The following is a 22,332-nucleotide window of genomic DNA, read 5'->3' as shown; positions in this document are numbered from 1 at the left end:
CATGAATGCTGCTTCCACTCCTGCCCCTGCCCGCAGCGCGCTGCGCCCGTCACTCATGCTGGCCGCCGTTTCGCTGCTCGGCTTCGGCCTGTTGTATTCGCTGGCGGGCACCGGCCTGGGTCGCGTGCTGTTCCCGCACCAGGCCACCGGCAGTCTGGTCGAACGTGACGCTCGCGTGATCGGTTCGGCACTGGTCGCGCAGCCGTTCGCCGACGACCGCTATTTCCAGTCGCGTCCTTCTGCGGCCGGGTATGACGTGATGGCGTTGGCCGGCAGCAACCAGGCGCGTACCAACCCGGACCTGCGCACGCGCATCGACGAGGCGCGCGCTGCCGTCGCCGCGCGCGAAGGCGTGGCGCCAGCCGACGTGCCCAGCGACCTCGTCACCCAGTCCGGCGGCGGCATCGACCCGCACCTGTCGCCGGCCGCGGTGCGCATCCAGATCGCCCGCGTTGCACGTGCGCGCGGCATCGAGGCGGCGGAAGTCGAACGCCTCGTCACCGCGCATACCGAGGCCCCGCAGTTCGGCGTCCTCGGCACGCCGCGGATCAACGTGCTGGAGCTGAACCTGGCGCTGGATGAGGAGAAGTAACTCCTCCTCGCCCCGCGCGCAGAGATGGAGGTAGGCAAGCGATGTGGATCGAACGTTCCCTCTCCCCGTAAACGGGGAGAAGGGTATTTCCTGGTGATGTGGAACGGCAGTACCCCTCTCCCCGCCTGCGGGGAGAGGGTGCCGAAGGCGGGTGAGGGGCCGACGGAGCCGCGGTCGCTGGCATTGCAAGGCGGATCGAGTGTTGCGAAACAACGCGCACGCATGTGGAGATGTTTCGTGACCGGACAGTGCCCAGCCTCCGCTCGCCCCTCATCCGCCCGCTGGGCACCTTCTCCCCGTAAACGGAGAGAAGGGTATTTCCTGGTGATGTGGAACGACAGTACCCCTCTCCCCGCCTGCGGGGAGAGGGTGCCGAAGGCGGGTGAGGGGCCGACGGAGCCGCAGTCGCTGGCATTGCAAGGCGGATCGAGTGTCGCGAAACGACACGTGCGCACGGGGGAGATGTTCCGTGGTCGGACAGTGCCCAGCGTCCGCTCGCCCCTCATCCGCCCGCTGGGCACCTTCTCCCCGTAAACGGGGAGAAGGGTATTTCCTGGCGATGTGGAACGGCAGTACCCCTCTCCCCGCCTGCGGGGAGAGGGTGCCGAAGGCGGGTGAGGGGCGACGAAGCCGCTGCGTGTCACGGCTGCACAATGCCTTCGAAGCCGGCGTAGCCCGGATAAGGCCAGCGGCCGCATCCGGGGAACGGGGTGCCGACAGGTCGCGGTGCCCCGGGTGCGCTGCGCTTACCCGGGCTACGCGGCTCCCCACAGGCGGGGAGAAGGCATGGGTGTGCTCGCCATGCGCAAGGGTGATGCGACGAGGAGAATCTCCCTGCTTGCGAGCTTCTCTGGTGAGACGACAAAGGGAGACCCTTCGCATGCGAACCAGAAAAGTGCGGCATCAAGCCAGATAGGTGAGGTGACGAAGCAGATTTCCTCAGCGCCAATGCTCAAAGGTTCGGCGACGAGGAAAATTTCCTCGCTCTCGAACCAGAAAGGCGCGGCATCGAGGCGGACAAGTGAGAAGACGAGGAAAAATTCTTCCCGCGCAACGCTTTCAGGTGAGCTGACAAGCAAAAAAGAATCCCGTACCCGAACCAGAAAGGTGCGACGCCGAGGCAGATGGCCGAGACGACACAGCACGCATGGTCTACATGGAACAGAAAAGCCTTGCTGCCAAGGAAAATTGCCTTGAGGTCGAGGAACATTTCCTTGAAGGCGATTTCCCGGGGCCAAGGCGCGAGGGTCCTGATGTCGCGGGTGGCTCGTACGCCGCGACGGACGTCGCTCCTCCACCTGCGATTCCGTCGTCACGCAACAGTTGAGAGCACACTATGTCCATGACCGACCCCCGCCACCGCCAGGCCGATGCCCTGATCGATCACCTGCAACGCGAGCAGAGTGGGCGGTTGACGATCTTCCTGGGCGCGGCGCCCGGTGTGGGCAAGACGTACACCATGCTGTCCCGCGCCAGCGAACTGCGCCGGCAGGGCAGGGACGTGGTGGTGGGCATCGTGGAGACCCACGGGCGCGCGGAGACCGCCGCGCTGACCGAGGGGCTGGAGATCCTGCCGCGCAGGCGCGTGGCCTACCAGGGCCGGTGGCTGGAAGAAATGGATCTGGATGCGCTGCTGGCACGGCGTCCGCAGATCGCGCTGGTGGACGAACTGGCCCACCGCAATGCGCCCGGCAGTCGCCACGAACGGCGCTGGCAGGACGTGATCGAACTGCTGGACGCCGGCATCGACGTGCACACCACGATCAACATCCAGCACCTGGAAAGCCTCAACGATGTCGTCCACCGGATCACCGGCGTGCGCGTCAGCGAGACGGTGCCGGATGCCGTGTTCGACCGCCTGCGCGATATCGTGCTGGTGGACCTGCCGCCGCGCGAGCTGATCGAACGCCTGCACCAGGGCAAGGTCTACCTGCCGGAACAGGCATCGCAGGCGCTGCAGGCGTTCTTCTCGCCGTCCAACCTGATCGCCCTGCGCGAACTGGCCATGCAGACGGCGGCCGACCGCGTGGACAGCGACCTGCGCGAGGAACAGACCGCGCGCGGCCTGCCCGGCATGCCGGTGCGGCGCCGCGTGCTGGTGGCCATCGACGGCATGGGCCAGTCCGACTACCTGGTGCGGGTGGCGCGACGGTTGGCCGAGCGGCGTGATGCGCCGTGGACCGTGGTGACGGTACAGGCGCGGCAAGCGCTGGATGAAGCCAGGCAATCGGAGATCGATCACGCCTTCGCGCTGGCCCGCAAGCTGGGAGCCGACACCATACTGCTGCATGGCGCGAGCATCGCCGATACGCTGCTGGACCACGCCTCGCAGAGCGGCGTCTCCACCCTGGTACTGGGACGCACGCGCGAGCGGCCGGTGGCGCGCATGTTCAACCGCACCCTGACGCAACAGCTGCTGCAACGTGCGGCCCACTACGAGCTCGTCATCGTCAACACCCCCGAGGCGCGTGCGCGTGCGCGTGCACGGCGCAGCGGCCGGCCGGCGGGCGGACTGCTGGCGCGCCATGACCTGGCGTTCGCCGTCGTGGCCTCGATGCTCGCGGTGGCGGTGGGGTGGCTGGCCGAACGCTGGATCGGCATCGACGACCTGTCGATGGTGTTCATCGTGGCGGTGGTGCTGGTGGCTTCGCGCACGCGCATGGCGGCTGCGGTGGTGGCGGCGCTGCTGGGCTTCCTCGCGTACAACTTCTTCTTCATCGAACCCCGTTTCACCTTCCATATCGGCGCGCGCCAGGGCGTGACCACGGTGTTCCTGTTCCTGATCGCGGCGCTGGTGGCCGGCAGGCTGGCATCGCGGCTGCGCATGCAGGTGCTGGCACTGCGCGCGGCCAATGCACACGCTACCGCCCTGCAGGCACTGGGACGGCACCTGGCGGGCGCTGCCGACCTGGGGCAGGTGCTGGTGGCGGGGCGCAAGGCGCTGGAGGACGCGCTGGGCGTGGCGGCGTGGTTGCGCGTTGACACCACCGTGACCGACGCAGGCGCCGCGCCGGACGCGGAGATAGATCGCAGCGCGGCGGACTGGGCGCAGAAGCATGGGCAGCCCACCGGCCGCTTCACCGACACGCTGGCCGGTGCGCACTGGTGGTTCCTGCCGCTGCGCAACGACCGCGGCACGTTGGGGGTGGTGGGCCTGCGCGTCCCGCAGGACACGCCGCGCTTGAACGTCGAGCAGCGGCGCCTGGCCGAAGCCATGGTGGACGACATCGGCCAGGCGGCGTTGCGCACGCGGCTGGTCGCCGACCTGGAAAGCGCGCGCGTCGGCAGCGAGACCGAGCGGTTGCGCTCCGCGCTGCTTTCCTCGGTGTCGCACGACCTGCGCTCGCCGCTGGCATCGATGATCGGCTCCGCCAGCAGCCTGGCGAGCTACTGGGGTGCGATGGGCGAGGAGGATCGGCGCAGCCTGCTGGATACCATCCAGCATGAAGGCGAGCGCCTGGACCGTTACATCCAGAACCTGCTGGACATGACCCGGCTGGGCCACACCGGGCTGACCCTCAACCGCGACTGGATCGGCGTGGACGAACTGATCGGTTCCGCGGTGGGACGGCTGCAGCGCTATCAACCGGAAGTCCGTGTCGTCACCACGGTGGCGGCCGACGTGCCGCCGATCTGGGTGCATCCGGCGCTGGTGGAACAGGCCCTGTTCAACGTGCTGGAAAACGCGGCGAAGTTCTCGCCATCGCACGAGGCCGTGGAGGTGGATGCGCGCCTGGTTGACGGCGCGCTGCGGATCGATGTGCGCGACCGCGGCCCGGGTATTCCCGAAGACGAGCGGGCGCGCATCTTCGACATGTTCTACAGCGTGGAGCGCGGCGACCGTGGTCGCCAGGGTACCGGACTGGGCCTGGCGATCTGCCAGGGCATGGTCGGCGCGCATGGTGGCAGCGTGGAAGCGCTGCCGGGCCGGGATGGGCGCGGCACCACGCTGCGGATTACCCTGCCCCTGCTGACCCCCGCGCCGCAGGCCGACCCGTGACCTCCACCGAATCCCCCGTGACCGTTTCCGCGCCGCCGGCACGCGTGCTGGTCATCGATGACGAGCCGCAGATCCGCCGGTTCCTCGACATCAGCCTGCGCGCGCAGGGTTACGTGGTGGCGCTGGCCGAGAGCGGGCATGCCGGACTGGCCGCCCTGGCCGCGCATGGCGCGGACCTGGTGGTGCTGGACATCGGCCTGCCGGACCTGGATGGCCACGAGGTATTGCGCGAACTGCGGCAATGGTCGCAGGTGCCGGTGATCATGCTGACCGTGCGCAGCGGGGAGGGCGAAAAGGTCGCCGCGCTGGATGGGGGGGCGAACGACTACGTCACCAAACCGTTCGGCGTGCAGGAACTGATGGCCCGCATCCGCAGCCTGCTGCGGACACGCGTGGTCGCGGCGGAGGCGGCGCTGCCGCGTTTCGACGACGGCCACCTGCACATAGACCTGGTCCGCCGCGAAGTGACGCTGGATGGCCAGCCGGTAGTGCTGACCCGCAAGGAGTTCGCCCTGCTGGCGCTGCTGCTGCAGCATGCCGGCCGCGTGGTGACGCAACCGCAGATCCTGCGCGACCTGTGGGGTCCCACCCACCAGCACGACACCCATTACCTGCGCATCCTGGTGGGCAAGCTGCGCCAGAAGCTGCACGACGACGCTACCGCGCCGCGCTACATCGCTACCGAGCCGGGGGTGGGGTTGCGCTTCGTTCCCGCGCCCTGAGCCATCCGGGACCGCACGTTACAATGGCGGCATGACGTCGCCCCCCATTCCGCATACCGCCCTGCGTCTGTCCGTCGCGCCGATGATGGACTGGACGGATACGCATTGCCGCGTGTTCCATCGCCTGCTTGCGCCCGAGGCGCGCCTGTACACCGAGATGGTGCACGCGCAGGCGGTGATCCATGGCGACCGCGATCGCTTGTTGGGATTCGATGCCGTCGAGCATCCGGTGGCGGTGCAGCTGGGTGGCAGCGAGCCGGCGCACCTGGCGCAGGCTGCGCGCATCGCGCAGGACTGGGGCTATGACGAGGTGAACCTCAACGTCGGCTGCCCGTCCGACCGTGTGCAGGCGGGTCGCTTCGGTGCGTGTCTGATGAAGGAGCCCACCCTGGTCGCCGACTGCGTGGTGGCGATGATCGCGGCGGTGGACATTCCCGTGACGGTGAAATGCCGTCTTGGCGTGGACGAACAGGAGGACTACGACCTGTTCCGCGCCTTCATCGACACGGTGGCGGACACCGGTTGCCGGGTCTTCTTCGTGCATGCGCGCAAGGCGTGGCTGCAGGGGCTTTCGCCGAAGGAAAACCGCGAGATCCCGCCGCTGCGCTACGACTGGGCGTACCGGCTCAAGCGCGAGCGCCCCGAACTGACGGTAGCGCTCAACGGCGGCATCACCACCACGGCGCAGGTGCATGAGCACCTGCAGCACAGCGATGGCGTGATGATCGGCCGCGCGGCGTACCACGAGCCCTACGTGCTGCACGAGATGCAGGCGGCGCTGAACGGCGGCGGGACGATGTCGCGCATCGAGCTGCTGCGCGCATGGCGGCCGTATGTGGAGCAGCAGCTGGCGAAGGGCGTGGCCTTGAAGCACCTGACCCGACACGTGCTGGGGCTGTTCCATGCACAGACCGGTGGAAGGGCGTTCCGCCAGATCCTGAGCGAAGGCGCGCACCGGCCGGGTGCGGACTGGTCGCTGGTGGAGCAGGCGATGGCGGCGACCACGCGCGAGCTGCGCCCGGCGGCGTGAGCACATGATCACGCGCGACATCGCCGCCTTTGCCGCGCACGTGCGAACGCTGGCGCCGGATGTCGGGCCGGCCACGGCGCGCGCGGCGTTCCTGGTGTCGCCGGACGGATTCATGCGTGCGGAACAGTCCGCGCAGGACAACCGCTATATGGCCGGCGCCGAGGCGTTCGATGCCGGCGCCGCACTGCGCGAACACCATGCGCTGCATCGTGCGCTGTCGGAGGACGTGCCGGTGTTCTGCTTCCCCGGCTGCGAGGCGACGCCGGATGCGGTGTTCCCCAACAATGTGTTCGCCACCGCGCGGGTGGGTGGGGAGCCGCGACTGGTCATCGGCCGCATGCGCCATCCGGTGCGGCAGCGTGAAGCGGAACGGCCCGACATCCGGGGTTTCTTCCGCGACACGCTGGGATATGCGGAAGTCGATCTGTCGACCCAGCCGCATCCCTGCGAACTCACGGGGGCACTGGTCATCGACCGCGCCCGCGGCATCGGCTTCTGTGGGCTGTCCGAGCGCTGTGACGAGACCGGCGCGAAGCGCATGCACGAGGCGTTCGGCCTGCGCGCGACGTTGATGTTCGACCTCGCCGCTGGCGAGTACCACACCAACGTGCTGCTGGCGGTACTGGCCGGCCGTGCCGCCGTGGTCTGTCCCGACCGGTTGCTGGCGCCGGGCCTGGTGGATGCGCTGAGGGCGATCTACGGGCCGCACGTGGTGGTGCTGTCCGCTGCCGAACAGGCGGCGTTCGCCGGCAACGCGATCGCACTGACCGGTAACGCCGTCTGGATGAGCCGGCGTGCGAGCGCGTCGCTCAGCGGCGCCAGCCGCAGGCAGCTCGAAACCGGCGCGGGTTTCGCGGTCCGGAGCGTGGGGCTGGATGCCATCGAGGCGGGTGGCGGCTCGCTAAGGTGTTGTGTGGCCGAGGTTTTCTGATCGTTCATCTGTCTGAATGCGGGGCGCGACCCTGTGGATAAATTCAGAACGGATTCACCGCTGCGGGCCAAGACTTCGCTTCCAATCAAAAGAGGCGGTTTCGGGTTCCGTTCAGTTTCGCGACCCCAGTTCCGTTACGATTCCGTTATGCGCTTTCGTACCCCCACTCTGGCTGCCATCACCCTGGCGGTATTCGTCGCCCTAACGGGCACCCACGGGGTGCGCGCGCAGGACGAACGCGGCCGTGACGACCCGCCGCCAGCGCGCGAGCGCGGCGCATTGCGGGCGGAAAACATGGGGCACCGCTCGTCGATGTCCGATTCGGTACGCCGCGTGCGCAACGAAACCGGTGGACAGGTACTGAGCGTGGAGCGCATGCAGTACGAGGGACGCGAGATCAATCGCGTGAAGTATGTCGACGACCGCGGCCGGGTACGCACGATGGATGATGCGGGCACGTCCCGTCGCGGCATGGACGCACCGGTGCGGCCCCGGCGTGAGATGACGCAGCCTCCACGCGGTGATAACCCCCCGCGCCCGTAGTCTTACGTAGAATCACGGCTCATCACGAGCACGCCCGCGCGGTCACTGAAGCCGCGCCGCATTCCCAAGGAGAGTCCATGCGTATCCTGCTGGTCGAAGACGAAGCCCCCCTGCGTGAAACCCTCGCCGCGCGCCTGAAGCGCGAAGGCTTTGCGGTGGACGCGGCCCAGGACGGCGAGGAAGGCCTGTACATGGGTCGCGAGGTGCCGTTCGACGTGGGCATCATCGATCTCGGTCTGCCCAAGATGTCCGGCATGGAACTGATCAAGGCGCTGCGCGACGAAGGCAAGAAATTCCCGGTGCTGATCCTGACCGCGCGTTCCAGCTGGCAGGACAAGGTGGAAGGCCTGAAGCAGGGCGCCGACGACTACCTGGTCAAGCCTTTCCACGTGGAAGAGCTGCTGGCCCGCGTCAATGCGCTGCTGCGCCGCGCGGCCGGCTGGAGCAAGCCCACGCTGGAGTGTGGTCCGGTCGCACTGGACCTGGCCGCGCAGACGGTCAGCGTCAATGGCAGCAACGTCGACCTGACCAGTTACGAGTACAAGGTGCTCGAATACCTGATGATGCACGCGGGCGAACTGGTCTCGAAGGCCGACCTGACCGAGCACATCTACCAGCAGGATTTCGACCGTGACTCCAACGTACTGGAAGTCTTCATCGGTCGCCTGCGCAAGAAGCTGGACCCCGAAGGCGAGCTGAAGCCGATCGAGACCGTGCGCGGCCGCGGCTACCGCTTCGCCATCCCGCGTACCGGCGAAGGCTGATGGACCGCGCCGGCATCGCCAGCGTTTGATGCCTGCGCAACCTTCCGGCGCCGTGCCGCCCGCCCACGTCGGTCGCGACCGGTTCGACGGCTGGCGTCCGCGCTCGTTGCGCGCGCGCCAGCTGCTCGCGGCCAGTCTCGCGCTGCTCGCCTTCCTCGCGCTCGCCGGTTACGCGCTGGACCGCGCGTTCGTCGACACCGCCGAAGACAACCTGCGCCAGCGGCTGAAGAGTTATGCCCTGTACTACACCGACAAGGTCGAGTTCGGTCGCAACGGCACGCTGATCCCGCCTTACAACACACCCGATCCCCGCTTCGACATGCCCGACAGCGGCATGTATGCGCAGGTGGTGTTGCAGAACGTGCCGCCCTGGGGCTCCAACTCGACGCTGGGTCCGGAACTGCCGGTGCCCAGGCGACTGGGCGCGCTGGAAGAGACGTTCGAGGGCCCGCTGCCGATACGCCGCGCCGACGGGAGTGAGGGCGAGGCTTATCGCTACGGCGTTGGCTATGCCTGGCCGGCAACCCACCAGCACGCCGAGATTCCCTACAGCATCTACATCCTGGAGGACGCGCAGGCGCTGAGCACGCAGATCCGCGTGTTCCGGGGCTCGCTGTGGGTCTATCTGGGCGGTGCCGGCGTGATCCTGTTGCTGCTGCAGATGCTGGTGCTGCGCTGGAGCCTGCGTCCGTTGCGGCGGGTGATCTTCGAACTCAGCCGCGTACAGCGCGGTGAGCTGTCGGGCATGACGGAGAGCCATCCGCGCGAACTCGAGCCGCTGACCGACAGCATCAATGCCTTCATCGAAAGCGAGCGCGAGAACCTGGAGCGTCAGCGCAACACGCTGGCCGATCTGGCGCACAGCCTGAAAACGCCCATCGCGGTATTGCGCACGCAGCTCGACGACAACGGCGATCCGCAGTCGCTGCGCGAGGAACTGGACGTGCAGCTCAAGCGCATGAACAACCTCGTGTCCTACCAGCTTGCGCGTGCGGCTTCGAGCGGCCACAAGCTGTTCTCGGCCGCCATCGCCATCGAGCCCAACGCCGAAGAGATCGTGCGGGGACTGGAAAAGGTCTACGCATCGAAGGGCGTCATCTGCGAATTCGAGATCGATCCGCGCGCGCGCTTTCATGGCGAGACGGGCGACCTGCAGGAATTGATGGGCAACCTGCTTGAGAACGCGTTCAAGTGGGCGCGTTCGCGCGTGCTGCTGACGGTGAAGGTGGGAGCGACCGCACCGCAGCGCAGGCCCGGACTGTTCCTGGCCGTGGATGACGATGGCCCGGGCATCGCCGAGGAGGACGTGTCCAAGGTGCTGCAGCGGGGCGTGCGCGGCGATGAGCGCGTGCAGGGGCACGGTATCGGGCTGTCGATCGTGCAGGACCTGATCCGCGACTATCGCGGCGAACTGCAGGTGCTGCGATCGGAGGAACTGGGCGGCGCGCGCTTCGAGGTGCGGTTGCCGCCGGGCCTGTAACCGTTACGTCGTCGCGAACGGCGATGGACCGTAGAATCGCCGCAAGTGCCTGCCCACCTCCGGCATCGCGTCGGCCAGCACGTCCGGCGCGGAGAAGTGGTATTCGGTGACGACGGCGAAAAACTCTTCCGGTGCCTCGGCGGCATACGGGTCGATCACGGTCTCGCGGCCCAGGTCGACCTGCATGCAGAAGTCATCGTACGCGCGCTGGAAGTCGCGCGCCCAGTGGCCATGCCACTCGCCCGGCAGGGGCGGTGTGCCGTCCAGCTCGCCATCCAGCGCATCCAGCTTGTGCGCCATCTCGTGCACGGCGACGCAGAAGCCGGCATCGGGTTCGGCCAGGTCGGCTTGCACGTCGGCCCATGACAGGATCAGCGGACCCTGGTCCCAGGCTTCGCCGGCCAGATCGTCTTCCCACTCGTGCAATATGCCGGCCGCATCGGTATGCGTGCGTTGCACGCGGAACGCGTCCGGATAGACGATCAGCTGCGACCAGCCGCGCAAGCCGCTTTCGCCGAACTCCAGGAGTGGCAGGCAGCACAGCGCCGCCAGTTGCACGCGTTGCGCATCGTCCAGGCTCAGGCCGGCGAGCGGCGTGATGGTCTTCTGGTGCAGGAAGCGAGCCGCCAACCCGCGCAGCCTGTCCGAACGCACGTCATCCAGTGCCGACACCCAAGGAGTGTCAGTGGTTACGGTCCGCCAGAGTTCGTCCTGGATGGACGGGGAGGGGCGCCGCAGGCGGCGCAACAGTCCAATCACCGGGTGATGCCGTCCGCGTCAGCGGAACATGCCCGGCAGGAAACTGTGCCACTTGGAGCCGCGGCTGCGTGGCAACGGGGTGTCGTCGTCGTCGCCGCCACCCCGCGAGGTGGAGGGCGTCAATGCGGCGGGTGCGGCGTACTTGCTGCGCACGGCGGTGGCGCGCGCACGGCGTGCGTCCGGAGTGGTCGGCACGGCATCACCCGGGCGGTCGGCGACGGCGCGGTCCGCGACGTCCTGGCAGGTGGTGGCATTGCCGTTGGCGATGCTGCGCCCGTTCTGGGCGAGTACCGCCGCAGAGGCGCCGAGAAGCAGCAGGGCAAGGCTGGCGCGTAACATCGGAGAGACTCCTGTCGGTCGGGGTACAGCGGCCAGATGACGCCGCCGACTATAGCGGGAATGGCCCGGCCCGGCATGAATGCGGCGGGCCTTGCGACGAAACGCCCCTGCGCGGCGATGGATCGAGGAAAACCGGCTGCGGCCTGTTGCGTCGCAACAGGGGTAGTGAGGGGCTTGCGTCAGACTGCGGCGATGTCCGTGCCCGACGCCCGCCCGCTGACCGCCCCCGCCCTGCGCCTGGCACTGATTGCCGGAGCACGCCGGGTCATCGCCGCGCGGGATGGATTGAACCGCATCAATGTGTTTCCGGTTGCCGACGGCGATACCGGCAACAATCTTGCATCGACGCTCGGCAGCGTGCTGCATGGCGCGCTCAGTCAGCCCAGCCAGCATGTCGGCGATCTGCTGAGCCGCGTAGGCAACGACGCGATCGATGGCGCGCGTGGCAATTCCGGCGCCATCCTCGCGCAGTTCCTGCATGGCGTGGCCGAGCGCGTGCGCAACCTGCCGGAACTGGACGCCCGTTCGCTGGCCGCAGCCGTCCGTCAGGGCGCGCAGAGCGCACGCCAGGCCCTGGCGCAGCCGGTGGAAGGGACGATCCTGAGCGTGATTGCCGCATTCGCCGAGGAACTGGATGCCGCAGCGGGGGAGGGCAACCAGGCCGACGCACGCAGTGGCTTCGTCCGCGCGCTCGTCCGTGCGCGTCGCGCGCTCGCCGACACGCCGCGCCAGATGGCCTTGCTGCAGCGTGCCGGCGTGGTCGATGCCGGCGCGCAGGGGTTTGTCGACCTGCTGGAAGGCATCGCCGAGTTCGTCGAGGGCGGACCACGTGCGGTGCGCGTGCGCGCCGGCGCGCCGGGTGCAGCCAACGATGCCGCCGGTCCGACGGTCCACGACCATGCCATCGATCCGACGCGCCGCTGGTGCACCGAATGCCTGCTGCTGGGCGAGGCGCTGGACCGCGATCGCCTGCGTGCCGCGCTGGAGGCCGGCGGTGCGGATTCCATCGTCATCGCCGGTGGCGCGTCCCGCCTGCGCGTGCACGCGCACACCGGATCGCCGCAGGCGCTTTTCGATGCGTGCGCGGCGCAGGGCCACGTCGAAGGCATGAAGGCGGACGACATGATCCGCCAGCAGGCGGTGGCTGCCGCCACGCAATCGCTGGTGGTGGTCACCGACAGTGCCGCCGACCTGCCGGACGACATTGCCGAGCGCCATGCCATCGGCGTGGTGCCGGCGCGGGTGGACCTGGATGGCCGCGACTACCTGGACAAGGTGGGCCTGTCGACGGGCGAGTTCTACCGGCGCATGGCGGTCTCGCGCCAGTTGCCGCGCACCAGCCAGCCGCCGCCGGGCGACTTCCGCCGGCAGTTCGAGCTGTCGCTGGCCCACCATGCGCGGGTGCTCTATGTCGGCCTGTCGCGGGCGCTGTCGGGCACGCTGCAGTCGGGTGAGCATGCCGCCGCGCGTGATCCCTCCGGACGCGTAAGGGTGTTCGATACGGTCAATGCCGCCTGCGGCCAGGCGCTGCTTGTGTGGCGTGCCTCCGAACTCGCGGCGGAAGGCCGCAGTGAAATGGACGTGGTGGCCGAGCTGGAGCGCCTGCGCCCGCTGACGCGGATGTGGGCCATCGCGCCCGACATCTCCCATGCCGTGCGCGGCGGTCGCATACCGCGCTGGGCCGCGCCCATCGCGCGGCTGAGCGCGTTGACCCCGATGGCGAAGATGAGCGCGGATGGGCGCATGACGGTCGCCGGCATCCTGCTGACGCGCGCGCATGCGCCGGAAGCCTTCGCGCGGCGGGTCGCACGCCAGCTGGAATCCGGGCCGCGCTGGCGGGTGATCGTGGGGCATTGCGATGCGCGTCCGCAGGGCGAGCGATTGCTCGCCGCGCTGCGCGCGCGGCTGACGATCAGCGAGGACCGGCTGGTCGAAACCGGGGCGGCCATCGGCGCGCATGCCGGCCAAGGCGCCCTGATCGTGGCCGTACAGCCGGCACCTGATGCCTGAGCGGGGAGGGGCGTGGCCCATAATGGCGCCATGCTGATCGTCTGCATCTTGTTGCTGCTGGCCTACCTGCTCGGTTCCGTGTCGGGCAGCCTCACGCTGGGCCGGCTGCGGGGCGTGGACATCCGCACGCAGGGCAGTGGAAACGCGGGCGGCACCAACGCCTTCCGCACGCAGGGCGCGAAGTTCGCACTCGGTGTAGTGCTGGTGGACATCGGCAAGGGTGCACTGGCCGCATGGCTGGCACTGCGTTTCGCGCCGATGGAGGGCCCTCTGTCGCCACGCGCGCTAGGTTTTCTGGCGACGCTGGCTGCGGCGTCGGGGCATGTGTGGCCGATCTGGCACGGGTTCCGCGGCGGCAAGGGCGTGGGCACCCTGCTGGGGGGCGTCGCCGTGCTCTGGCCGTTGGCGTTGCTGCCGCTGTTCCTGGTCTGGCTGGGCGTCCTGGTCGCGACCGGTTACGTGGGGCTGGCGTCGATCATCGCCACCGCGTGCCTCGTGCCACTGGCATGGTGGATGCACGCGGATCGTCCCGCGCAGATGTTCGCTGCCGCCGCCGCGGCGCTGGTGTTTTTCACCCATCGCGCCAACATGCAGCGATTGCGTGCCGGCACCGAGTCGCGCTTCGAACGCGTGCGCGTCTGGCGCCGCCGCGCATGACCGGCGAACGCGAACTGCTGCAGCGCCTGATCGAAGGCCCCGTTTCCGGCGACTTGCTCGCCCGCGACGCCAACGTCACCCGCGCCGCCATGTGGAAGCGGATCGAAGCACTGCGTGCGGGCGGCCTGCGGATCGATGCACAGCCGGGCCGCGGGTATTCGCTGGAAGCGCCGGTCGAGTTGCTGGACGCGGACCTGATCCGCGCCCCGTTGCGGGCCGCCGCCGCGCAGCTGGCGTCGCTGGAGGTGGCATGGTCGCTGGATTCGACGAACAGCGAGTTGCTCCGCCGCAAGGCGCCCGAGCATGGGGCTGCGGTGTTGCTGGCGGAACAGCAGACCGGCGGGCGTGGCCGGCGCGGGCGGCAGTGGGCGTCCCCGATTGCAGCGAATCTGTATCTGTCGTTGTCGCGCCAGTTCTCCGGCGGGCTCGCGCGCCTCGGCGGCCTGAGCCTCGTGGTCGGCGTGGCCGCCGCGGAAGCCCTGCAGCAGGCCGGCTATGCCCCGGTCGGCGTGAAGTGGCCCAACGATCTGCTGGCGCACGGGCGGAAGCTGGGCGGCATCCTGGTGGAGGGCGGCGGCGAGCATGGTGGCCCGGTGCGCGCGGTGATCGGGATCGGTGTGAACGTGCACATGCCGGCGACTGCGGCGACGGCGATCAGCCAGGCATGGACGGACCTGGCCACGCTGGGCGGTGGTCAACCTTCGCGGAACAGGGTCGCGTCCCACCTGCTGGATACCTTGTTGCCCGCGCTCGAACAGTTCGATCGCGAAGGCTTGTCGCCGTTCCTTGCGAGATACGCTGCACTGGACGTGCTGATGGGCCGCGAGGTCGTCGTGCATGGTCCGCAGGGTGACGAGCATGGCGTGGCCGAAGGCATCGGCGATGACGGTGCGTTGCGGGTGCGCGTGGGCGAGGTGCAACGACAGGTGCATGCTGGAGACGTCAGCGTGAGGGCGACATGACGCAGTGGGTATTCGATCTGGGCAATTCGCGCGTGAAAGGCGCGCCGTTGAGGGCGGACGGGACACTGGGCGAGGTGCTGGCGACCGGATACGACGGTGAGTTCATCGCCGCGCTGGAGGCTGCCGTTCCGGCGATCGACATGCAGGGATCGTCCGCCGTGCTCGCCAGCGTCGCATCACCTGCACGTACCGCTGCGGTGGTGGACTGGTTGACCACCCGTTTCGGGTGCATCTCGATCGCGCGTACGCAGCCGGCGCTGGCCGGTGTGCGCATTGCCTATGCCGACCCCGGACGGCTTGGCGTGGATCGCTTCCTGGCCTTGCTGGCGGCCCGCGCGCGCGCCGCGCGGCCGTGGCTGCTGGTGGGCATAGGCACGGCGGTGACCGTCGATCTGCTGGATGCGGACGGGCGGCATCGCGGCGGACGCATAGCGCCCTCGCCCCGCCTGATGCGTGAAGCACTCCAGCAAGCGGTGGCGCAGTTGCCATCGCAAGGCGGCGGGTACGTCGAGTTCGCCACCGACACCCTCGATGCGCTGGCATCCGGTTGTGGCGGCGCCGCCCTGGGATTGATCGAGCGCAGCCTGCAACACGCTCATGATCTCCTGGGCGAGCGCCCTGCCTTGCTGCTGCATGGCGGGGGTGCGGCCGAGCTGGCGCCCGCGCTGCGCGATGGCGAACTGGCGCCAGCGCTGGTGCTCGAAGGGCTGGCTGTGTGGGCGCGGCTCGGTACCGCCGCCTGAGCACCGCTAGAATCCCTGCATGCTGATCCGTGCCCTGATCGTCCTGCTGATCGTCCTGAACGTGGGCGCCGCCGCGTGGTGGCTCACCCGTCCCGCCGTCGTGCCGCCGCCACCGCCTCCATTGCCAGCCGGCGTGGCGCGCCTGCAACTCGTCGACGAGTTGCAGGCGGCCACCACAAGTCCGTCGGCCGTGGACGCCCGTGCGACGCCGGAAATTCCGGCGGCCTGTTTCAGCCTTGGGCCCTTCACCAGCCAGGCTGCCGCGACCCTGGCGCAGGATGCCGTCAAGGGCCAGCTCCTGCGGGCGCATCTGCGGGAAGTGCCCGGCCTCAGCGCCAGTGGTTACCAGGTGGTCATGCCGCCCGCGCCGTCGCTGGAAGAGGCGCAGGCGATCGCCGGCCGCATCGGGGCGGCGGGATTCAACGACTTCCTCGTCGTGCGCCAGGGCGAACAAGCCAACGGGATCGCACTGGGCCGGTATCGCAGCCGGGAGGCCGCCGAGCGCCGCCTATCGCAGTTGCAGGCTGCGGGGTTCACCGCACAGATGCAGCCCGTCGGCCGCACGGGCCCAAGCCTGTGGTGGCTGGATGCCGGCGTCGCGGAGGGTGTCGACCCCGTCGTGCTTGCCCGTGCCGCGTCCAGCGGTACGCCGCAATCGCTCGAATGCACGGCGCTGCGCTAGAATTGCCGCCCACGCCGCTTTAGCTCAGCTGGTAGAGCAACCGCCTTGTAAGCGGTAGGTCATCCGTTCGATTCGGATAAGCGGCACCATTTCCTGTCGGCGCATTGCCCACTCGCGTGCTGCGATGCCACAGGCCCGTCATCGCCGACGGCATAGACTGTGCGTCTGTTTTTCGCAGGACGTACCCATGAGTCGAACTTTCCCTCCCGTTTCCCTGATCGGCGTGCCCACCGATGTCGGCGCAGGCCATCGTGGCGCGCGCATGGGGCCTGATGCGCTGCGCATCGCCGGCCTTGCCGAAGCACTCACGGCACGGGGCGTGGAAGTGATCGACACCGGCAACGTGCAGGGTCCTGCCAATCCCTGGACCGGTCCCGTCCAGGGTTACCGGCACCTCGATGAAGTGGTCGCATGGAACCGCGCGGTGATGGACGCCACCGCTGCCGAACTGGCGCAGCAACGGCTGCCCATCATGCTTGGCGGCGACCACTGCCTCGCCATGGGCTCCATCACCGCCGTCGCGCAGCATTGCCGGCGGGTCGGCAAGAAGCTCCGGGTGCTGTGGCTGGACGCGCACTCGGATTTCAACACCAGCGAGGTCACGCCTTCCGGCAACATCCACGGCATGCCGGTGGCCTGCCTGTGCGGCATCGGTCCGGACGCGCTGACCAGGCTCGGGGGCGAGGCGCCCGCGATCACGCCGTCGATGGTCCGGCAGATAGGCATCCGTTCGGTCGATCCCGAAGAGAAGAAACTGATCAAGGACCACAAGGTCGACGTGTACGACATGCGCTACATCGACGAAGTGGGCATGAAGCGCACGATGGAGGCTGCGCTGGAAGGTCTGGATGCCGACACCCACCTGCATGTCAGCTTCGACGTGGATTTCCTGGACCCGAGCATCGCGCCCGGTGTGGGCACCACGGTGCCCGGCGGTCCCAACTATCGCGAAGCGCAGCTGGTGATGGAGATGATCGCTGACACCCGGCTGATGGGTTCGCTGGACATCGTCGAGCTCAATCCCGTGCTGGACCGTCGCAATCGCACGGCAAAGCTCACGGTGGACCTGGTGGAGAGCCTGTTCGGCAAGTCGACATTGATGCGGGACTAGGCTCACGGGGGATGAGGGGAAACTGGGACTGAACGGAGCTGGTGCTGTTTCACGCGCCCTATACGTCGCGACCTCGAAGGTGTCCGCACACGCCGCCGCAACGTGGGACGCACCTGCGGCAGCACCCAATCCACCCAGGAGAAGACACATGAAGCGTGCGATGACCCTGCTGATGATGGCCATGTTCTCGATGGCGGTACTGTCCGGCTGCAACACCATGGCCGGCGCCGGCAAGGACGTGCAGAAGGTCGGCGAGAAGGTCGAGGACAAGGCCCAGGACTGCAAGGACGGCAAGTGCTGATGCGCGCTGTCGGCTGACCGCATCCGCCGGATGCGAACCGAAGGAAGGGCCGGGAAACCGGCCCTTCCGCGTTGCCGGCCAGGGTTTGGTCAGCCGCCAGCCAGCGTGCTTAAATCAGACTGCACGGGTGGGGCGGCATGGCCGGCGTATGCCGGACGATGCGCGCCCCAGGCCGTGAATACCGTCCACAGGAGTCGCTTATGAAGCGTATCGTCGCGTTGTTGCTGTTGTCCCTGTTCTCCGTCGCCGTGCTGTCCGGCTGCAACACCGTCAAGGGGTTCGGCAAGGACGTGCAGAAGGTGGGCGAGAAGGTCGAGGATTCCTCGGGCAAATAAGCCCGTGGATTCTGAAGACTCGGAAGCGGGCCGCGTATCGCGGCCCGTTTTTTTTGCCGGTATCTGCGGTGCGTCAGCCGCGACGATGGGCCACGAAGATCGGGAATGCGTGTCGCTGCACGCATTCATCCGTGCGAACGTGTCCTCATGCGACTGAACTGTTCAGTCAATCCTAATGGCGCGTTGACGCGCAGTTGATCGGATGGGAACACGCGGCCTGCGATGCTGTTTCCGCGGCGCCCCCTGCCGCTCAATCAAGCGAGGAAACACCATGAATCAGGACATCATCGCCGGCAACTGGAAGCAGCTGAAAGGCAAGATCCAGGCGAAATGGGGCGATCTGACCGATGACGATTTCAAGGTCGCGCAGGGTAATGCGGAGTACCTTGAAGGCAGGCTGCAGGAGCGCTATGGCTACGATCGGGATCGGGCCCATACCGAAGTCGAGGACTTCAGCCGCAGCCTGCGCGACGACAAGTCGATGCGGCACTGACCTCCTGAAATCCGCGCCAATGCCGAGCAGGAAACGGGCCGCCTATGCGGCCCGTTTCTCGTGTGAGGTTCAGCGCGGGTAGGGCGGATCCGCGACGAAGCCGTTGGGGAACGCGCGCGGCGACTCGTCTCGCCAGAGCGGACGTGACGGCCGGGGGACGATGCCCAAGGCGACCAGTCGGCGACGCTCGTCGTAACGCAGTTCGCTGACCTGTTCCGGCTGGCGGGTCGCGCGCTCGAAGCCGGTGCGCGAGGTCGGCGCCCATTCACGTCCACCGTGGCCGGTACCGATGCTCTGCCGGTGGGATGCTTCGTCGGCGACGATGGCGCGTGCCGATGCGGTGGGTGCGGATGCTTCTGCTTCCGTGCGCTTTTCCATCGCGCCACGGGCGATCGGCGGCGGCGTGTACTGCGGATAGCGGTAGGCGCGCGCTTCGCGGAAGGCGGCGATGCCGATCACGCCCACGTTGCGCGGCCGGCCGGTACGGGCGGCATAGCTGTCGCCGAGGTCGGTGAACACGAACTGCGCCACGTCGTCCATCGACTTGCGCCAGCCGCTGATCTCGGTGACCTGCCACGGCTCCAGCACGTAACCTGCCTGTGACGGATCCGCGGTCTGGCCGGTGATGGCGTTGACGCCGTCCACCGACAGCACGACCAGTACGCGCTCGCCCGTCGTGTTGGCCAGGCGCACGCTGTAACGGTGGCCGGGGGTGCCGGCGACCCAGAGATCGCCGCGATGCGGGTACCTCGCGAGCGATTCGCCGGTATCGCGGTCGACGAGGCTGACATCGACCAGGGGGCGGGCATGGACGGGAGCGCACGCGGCGAACAGCGCGAGCGTGGTGAGGAACGCGAGGATGCGGTGCAACATGTCCGTTCTCCAGGTGGGGACGATGCTGGGAACGGGTCGCCGGAAGGAGTGGGGTTGTCCGACCAGGCGATGCCGTTGCCGGTTAAGCCGCCAGCGGGTCTGGCCTGCGACGCCGTGTCGCAGGCGGGCCGGCCGCATCACCCGGTCCCAGCCGGTAAACTGGCCGCTTTCCCGCATTCCCCCGCTTCGCACATGACCACCCGCGTCCTTACCGGCATCACCACCTCGGGCACGCCGCACCTGGGCAACTACGTCGGCGCCGTGCGCCCGGCCGTCGCTGCCAGCCGTGCCGCGGACACGGAGAGCTTCTACTTCCTGGCCGACCTGCACAGCCTGATCAAGGCACAGGATCCCGCCCGCACCCAGCGCTCCACGCTGGAGATCGCGGCCACGTGGCTGGCTTGCGGCTTGGAGCCGGACAAGGTGTGGTTCTACCGCCAGAGCGATGTGCCGGAGATCACCGAGCTGACCTGGTTCCTGACCTGCGTGGCGGGCAAGGGCATCCTCAACCGCGCGCACGCCTACAAGGCCGCGGTGGACAAGAACAACGCCGAGGGCGAAGACCCGGATGCAGGCGTCAGCGCGGGCCTCTTCATGTATCCGGTGCTGATGGCCGCCGACATCCTGATCTTCAACGCGCACCAGGTGCCGGTGGGCCGCGACCAGATCCAGCACATCGAGATGGCGCGCGACTTCGGTCAGCGCTTCAACCACGTTTACGGCAAGGAGTACTTCACCCTGCCGGAAGCGCTGATCGACGACAACGTGGCCACGCTGCCCGGGCTCGACGGGCGCAAGATGAGCAAGAGCTACAACAACACCATCCCGCTGTTCGCACCGCGCGAGGAGCTGAAGAAGCTGGTGTTCTCGATCCTGACCGACTCCCGCGGCCCCGGCGAGCCGAAGGACACCGAGGGTTCGGCGCTGTTCCAGCTGTACCAGGCCTTCGGCAGCGCGGAGGAAACGCGCGCGTTCGCGCAGACGTTCGCCGACGGCATCAGCTGGGGCGACGCCAAGCAGCAGCTGTTCGAGCGCATCGATGCGGAAATCGCCCCGCTGCGCGAGAAGTACGAAGCGCTGATGGCGAAGCCGGCCGACATCGAGGCCATCCTGCGCGATGGCGCGCGCCGCCTGCGCGAGCGCTATGCCACGCCGTTGCTGGCGGAGCTTCGCCATGCCGTGGGCCTGCGTGATCTGTCGCAGCAGCCGGTGGCGGAAACCAGGGCCGCCGCGAAGGCCGCGTTGCCGGTGTTCAAGCAGTACCGCGACACCGACAGCCGCTTCTACTTCAAGCTGGTCGATGCCGAAGGCAACGTGCTGGTGCAGAGCAACGGGTTCGATTCGCCGAAGGATGCCGGCAGGCTGATCGGCGTGCTGAAGCGGGCCGAGCAGGCGGACGCGATGGAGACGCCGGAAATCGTGCTGCAGGTGCCGGCGGCGGACGTGCTGGCCGCACTGGCCGCGCTGCGCGATGCGGAGGCCTGAACCATGCCGTATCTGGCGGTGATCCTGTTCCTTCCGTGGTTCCTGCTGCTGGGTTCGCTGTTCTGGCTGTTCCCGCGCCAGCCACGCAATGCGCGCCGCAAAGGCTTCGACCTGGCGGTGCTGGCCGTCGCCTTCGTGCTGAGTTTCATCGGCATGCAGTGGGGCTATGCGCTGGGTGCGGCCGACGTGGGCACGGGGGCGATCTGGAAACAGGTACTGGCTACCCTGGTGGCCTACGGCGCCTTCCTGTTCGTGCTGACCGTGGCGGTGCCCGTGCGTGGCTGGTGGTTGTCGCGCGGGTGATCGCCCGCAGGAGCGGGTTGTTCCACCAAAGGCGGGTCGTGCGCTCACGCGACGGGGACTAGAATCCGGTCATCCGTTCCCACACAGGCCCGCGGATGAGCCTCCACGGCATCCACACCATCGACACCGCGTTCCAGCGCGACCACTTCGACGCCGCCTACCTGATCGTGGAGGCCGGCCGGGGGGCCTTCATCGACTGCGGCACCAACCATTCCGTGCCGCGCCTGCTGGACGCGCTGCAATCCGCCGGACTGGAACCCGACGAAGTGGACTTCCTCATCGTCACCCACGTGCACCTGGATCACGCCGGCGGCGCGGGGCTGCTGATGCAGCAGCTGCCGAATGCCACGCTTGTCGCGCATCCCCGTGCAGCGCCGCATCTGATCGATCCGGCGAAGCTGATCGCGGGTGCGACGGCGGTCTATGGCGAAGAAGAAATGCAGCGCAGCTACGGCACCCTCGTGCCGGTGTCCGAAGCGCGGGTACGCGTGGTGGAGGATGGCGAGACGGTGACGCTGTCGGGACGCCCATTGCAGTCCATCGACACGCCTGGCCATGCCCGCCACCATCATTGCATCTGGGACGCGCGCAGCCGCAGCTGGTTCACCGGCGACACGTTCGGACTGTCGTATCGCGAACTGGACGGCCCGCACGGTGCCTTCATCCTGCCGACGACCACACCGGTCCAGTTCGAACCCGTGGCGTTGAAGGCGAGCATCGCGCGGATGGCCGCGTATGCACCGGATGCGATGTACCTGACCCATTACGGCCGCATCGGCGACGTGCCGCGCCTGGCGCAGGCGCTGTACGAGCAGGTCGACGCGATGGTCGCCATCGCCAACGCCTGCGACGGCCGCGCCGACCGTCATCGTTGCCTCGTGGCCGGTCTCTCGGCGCTGTATCTGGAGCGCGCGCACGCATTGCGGGTGCCGCTGGCCGACGAGGAAGTAGAACGCGTTCTCGCGATGGATATCGAATTGAATGCGCAGGGCCTGGGCGTGTGGCTGGATCGTGGGCGCCCATGACGGGCCGCCGTTTCCTGTAGGAGCGACGTCAGTCGCGACCGCATGCCTGAAGTCCACGTGATCTCCGACGATGGACGGGCGTGTCGCACGTGCTCCGGGGATGCGCGGGTCCGCATGGCTTGCGGTCGCGCTGACGTCACTCCTGCGGCAAACATGGATCGACTAGACTGCCGATGTGTCCATTTCCGGCAG

At 68.1% G+C, this 22,332-nt stretch carries 23 protein-coding genes, 1 tRNA gene and 1 pseudogene; 21 read left to right on the top strand and 4 right to left on the bottom strand.

The annotated features are described in order from the left end of the window. Window position 1: 1 nt before the first annotated feature. Window positions 2-592 (top strand): potassium-transporting ATPase subunit KdpC, encoded by a 591-nt coding sequence (gene kdpC / locus AC3DET_RS05970; protein WP_488391007.1) that lies wholly within the window; start codon window positions 2-4, stop codon window positions 590-592. A gap of 755 nt (window positions 593-1,347) precedes the next feature. Here kdpC and AC3DET_RS05965 read toward each other — a convergent pair. Continuing rightward, the gene (locus AC3DET_RS05965; RefSeq protein ID WP_488391006.1) at window positions 1,348-1,671 is read right to left on the bottom strand and encodes a hypothetical protein; all 324 of its coding nucleotides are present in this window, start codon (window positions 1,669-1,671) and stop codon (window positions 1,348-1,350) included. Window positions 1,672-1,934: 263 nt separating this feature from the next. Between AC3DET_RS05965 and AC3DET_RS05960 the strand changes: the two genes are divergently transcribed. From AC3DET_RS05960 to AC3DET_RS05930, 7 genes are all read left to right on the top strand, one after another. Further along, window positions 1,935-4,592 (top strand): ATP-binding protein, encoded by a 2,658-nt coding sequence (locus AC3DET_RS05960; protein ID WP_488391005.1) that lies wholly within the window; start codon window positions 1,935-1,937, stop codon window positions 4,590-4,592. Window positions 4,593-4,609: 17 nt separating this feature from the next. After that, entirely contained in the window at window positions 4,610-5,314 is a 705-nt protein-coding gene (locus tag AC3DET_RS05955; RefSeq protein ID WP_488391004.1) for a response regulator, read from the top strand. Between the two features lie 31 nt (window positions 5,315-5,345). Next, on the top strand, window positions 5,346-6,344 hold the full coding sequence (dusA, locus tag AC3DET_RS05950; protein ID WP_488391003.1) for a tRNA dihydrouridine(20/20a) synthase DusA: 999 nt from the start codon (window positions 5,346-5,348) through the stop codon (window positions 6,342-6,344). A 4-nt stretch (window positions 6,345-6,348) separates the two neighbouring features. After that, window positions 6,349-7,275, top strand: coding sequence for an arginine deiminase-related protein (locus tag AC3DET_RS05945; protein WP_488391002.1), 927 nt, complete (start codon window positions 6,349-6,351; stop codon window positions 7,273-7,275). A 147-nt stretch (window positions 7,276-7,422) separates the two neighbouring features. Continuing rightward, window positions 7,423-7,818 carry a PepSY domain-containing protein gene (locus AC3DET_RS05940; RefSeq protein ID WP_337730679.1) on the top strand — a complete coding sequence of 132 codons (396 nt, stop codon included), beginning with the start codon at window positions 7,423-7,425 and terminating at the stop codon, window positions 7,816-7,818. Window positions 7,819-7,895: 77 nt separating this feature from the next. Beyond that, on the top strand, window positions 7,896-8,582 hold the full coding sequence (locus AC3DET_RS05935) for a response regulator transcription factor (RefSeq protein WP_142123336.1): 687 nt from the start codon (window positions 7,896-7,898) through the stop codon (window positions 8,580-8,582). A 28-nt stretch (window positions 8,583-8,610) separates the two neighbouring features. After that, complete coding sequence (locus tag AC3DET_RS05930; RefSeq protein WP_488391001.1) at window positions 8,611-10,062, top strand: ATP-binding protein; 1,452 nt, start codon at window positions 8,611-8,613, stop codon at window positions 10,060-10,062. A gap of 3 nt (window positions 10,063-10,065) precedes the next feature. Here the strand turns inward: AC3DET_RS05930 and AC3DET_RS05925 are convergent. Together AC3DET_RS05925 and AC3DET_RS05920 are read right to left on the bottom strand one after the other, a co-directional pair. After that, window positions 10,066-10,873: pseudogene (locus AC3DET_RS05925) on the bottom strand (M90 family metallopeptidase). Further along, a complete protein-coding gene (locus AC3DET_RS05920) occupies window positions 10,840-11,160 on the bottom strand; it encodes a hypothetical protein (RefSeq protein WP_192200123.1) in 321 nt (106 codons plus the stop codon). The pseudogene AC3DET_RS05925 and the gene AC3DET_RS05920 overlap by 34 nt, the downstream one beginning before the upstream one ends. 198 nt (window positions 11,161-11,358) lie before the next feature. Here AC3DET_RS05920 and AC3DET_RS05915 point away from each other — a divergent pair, with 198 nt between their 5' ends. The 10 genes from AC3DET_RS05915 (at window position 11,359) to AC3DET_RS05870 (ending at window position 18,454) form a co-directional block, all read left to right on the top strand. Further along, window positions 11,359-13,170, top strand: coding sequence for a DegV family protein (locus AC3DET_RS05915; protein WP_488391000.1), 1,812 nt, complete (start codon window positions 11,359-11,361; stop codon window positions 13,168-13,170). A gap of 30 nt (window positions 13,171-13,200) precedes the next feature. After that, window positions 13,201-13,827 carry a glycerol-3-phosphate 1-O-acyltransferase PlsY gene (gene plsY / locus AC3DET_RS05910; protein WP_488390999.1) on the top strand — a complete coding sequence of 209 codons (627 nt, stop codon included), beginning with the start codon at window positions 13,201-13,203 and terminating at the stop codon, window positions 13,825-13,827. Continuing rightward, a complete protein-coding gene (gene birA / locus AC3DET_RS05905) occupies window positions 13,824-14,789 on the top strand; it encodes a bifunctional biotin--[acetyl-CoA-carboxylase] ligase/biotin operon repressor BirA (protein ID WP_488390998.1) in 966 nt (321 codons plus the stop codon). Before plsY ends, birA begins: the two co-directional genes overlap by 4 nt. Continuing rightward, entirely contained in the window at window positions 14,786-15,532 is a 747-nt protein-coding gene (locus AC3DET_RS05900; protein ID WP_488390997.1) for a type III pantothenate kinase, read from the top strand. Before birA ends, AC3DET_RS05900 begins: the two co-directional genes overlap by 4 nt. A gap of 19 nt (window positions 15,533-15,551) precedes the next feature. Further along, window positions 15,552-16,214 (top strand): SPOR domain-containing protein, encoded by a 663-nt coding sequence (locus AC3DET_RS05895; protein ID WP_488390996.1) that lies wholly within the window; start codon window positions 15,552-15,554, stop codon window positions 16,212-16,214. Window positions 16,215-16,227: 13 nt separating this feature from the next. Continuing rightward, window positions 16,228-16,303, top strand: a tRNA-Thr gene (locus AC3DET_RS05890). A 98-nt stretch (window positions 16,304-16,401) separates the two neighbouring features. Further along, on the top strand, window positions 16,402-17,325 hold the full coding sequence (gene rocF / locus AC3DET_RS05885; protein WP_488390995.1) for an arginase: 924 nt from the start codon (window positions 16,402-16,404) through the stop codon (window positions 17,323-17,325). 148 nt (window positions 17,326-17,473) lie between these two features. Further along, window positions 17,474-17,626, top strand: a complete 153-nt coding sequence (locus tag AC3DET_RS05880) for an entericidin A/B family lipoprotein (protein WP_192200130.1) — start codon at window positions 17,474-17,476, stop codon at window positions 17,624-17,626. Between the two features lie 200 nt (window positions 17,627-17,826). Then, complete coding sequence (locus AC3DET_RS05875; protein ID WP_337730671.1) at window positions 17,827-17,961, top strand: entericidin A/B family lipoprotein; 135 nt, start codon at window positions 17,827-17,829, stop codon at window positions 17,959-17,961. Window positions 17,962-18,232: 271 nt separating this feature from the next. Next, entirely contained in the window at window positions 18,233-18,454 is a 222-nt protein-coding gene (locus tag AC3DET_RS05870) for a CsbD family protein (RefSeq protein WP_337730670.1), read from the top strand. A gap of 69 nt (window positions 18,455-18,523) precedes the next feature. Here AC3DET_RS05870 and AC3DET_RS05865 read toward each other — a convergent pair whose 3' ends face one another. After that, complete coding sequence (locus AC3DET_RS05865; RefSeq protein ID WP_488391174.1) at window positions 18,524-19,324, bottom strand: hypothetical protein; 801 nt, start codon at window positions 19,322-19,324, stop codon at window positions 18,524-18,526. 195 nt (window positions 19,325-19,519) lie between these two features. Here AC3DET_RS05865 and AC3DET_RS05860 point away from each other — a divergent pair, with 195 nt between their 5' ends. The 3 genes from AC3DET_RS05860 to AC3DET_RS05850 all read left to right on the top strand — a co-directional run bounded on the left by AC3DET_RS05860 (window position 19,520) and on the right by AC3DET_RS05850 (window position 22,140). After that, window positions 19,520-20,812 (top strand): tryptophan--tRNA ligase, encoded by a 1,293-nt coding sequence (locus AC3DET_RS05860; protein ID WP_488390994.1) that lies wholly within the window; start codon window positions 19,520-19,522, stop codon window positions 20,810-20,812. 3 nt (window positions 20,813-20,815) lie between these two features. After that, window positions 20,816-21,115, top strand: a complete 300-nt coding sequence (locus AC3DET_RS05855) for a hypothetical protein (RefSeq protein WP_192200135.1) — start codon at window positions 20,816-20,818, stop codon at window positions 21,113-21,115. A 95-nt stretch (window positions 21,116-21,210) separates the two neighbouring features. Next, the gene (locus AC3DET_RS05850) at window positions 21,211-22,140 is read left to right on the top strand and encodes an MBL fold metallo-hydrolase (protein ID WP_488390993.1); all 930 of its coding nucleotides are present in this window, start codon (window positions 21,211-21,213) and stop codon (window positions 22,138-22,140) included. Window positions 22,141-22,332 lie beyond the last annotated feature (192 nt).

The organism is Pseudoxanthomonas sp. 97-1-1, from assembly GCF_057773125.1.
Note: the sequence above shows the minus strand (reverse complement) of the source record. Positions and strands in the feature narration are given on the sequence as shown.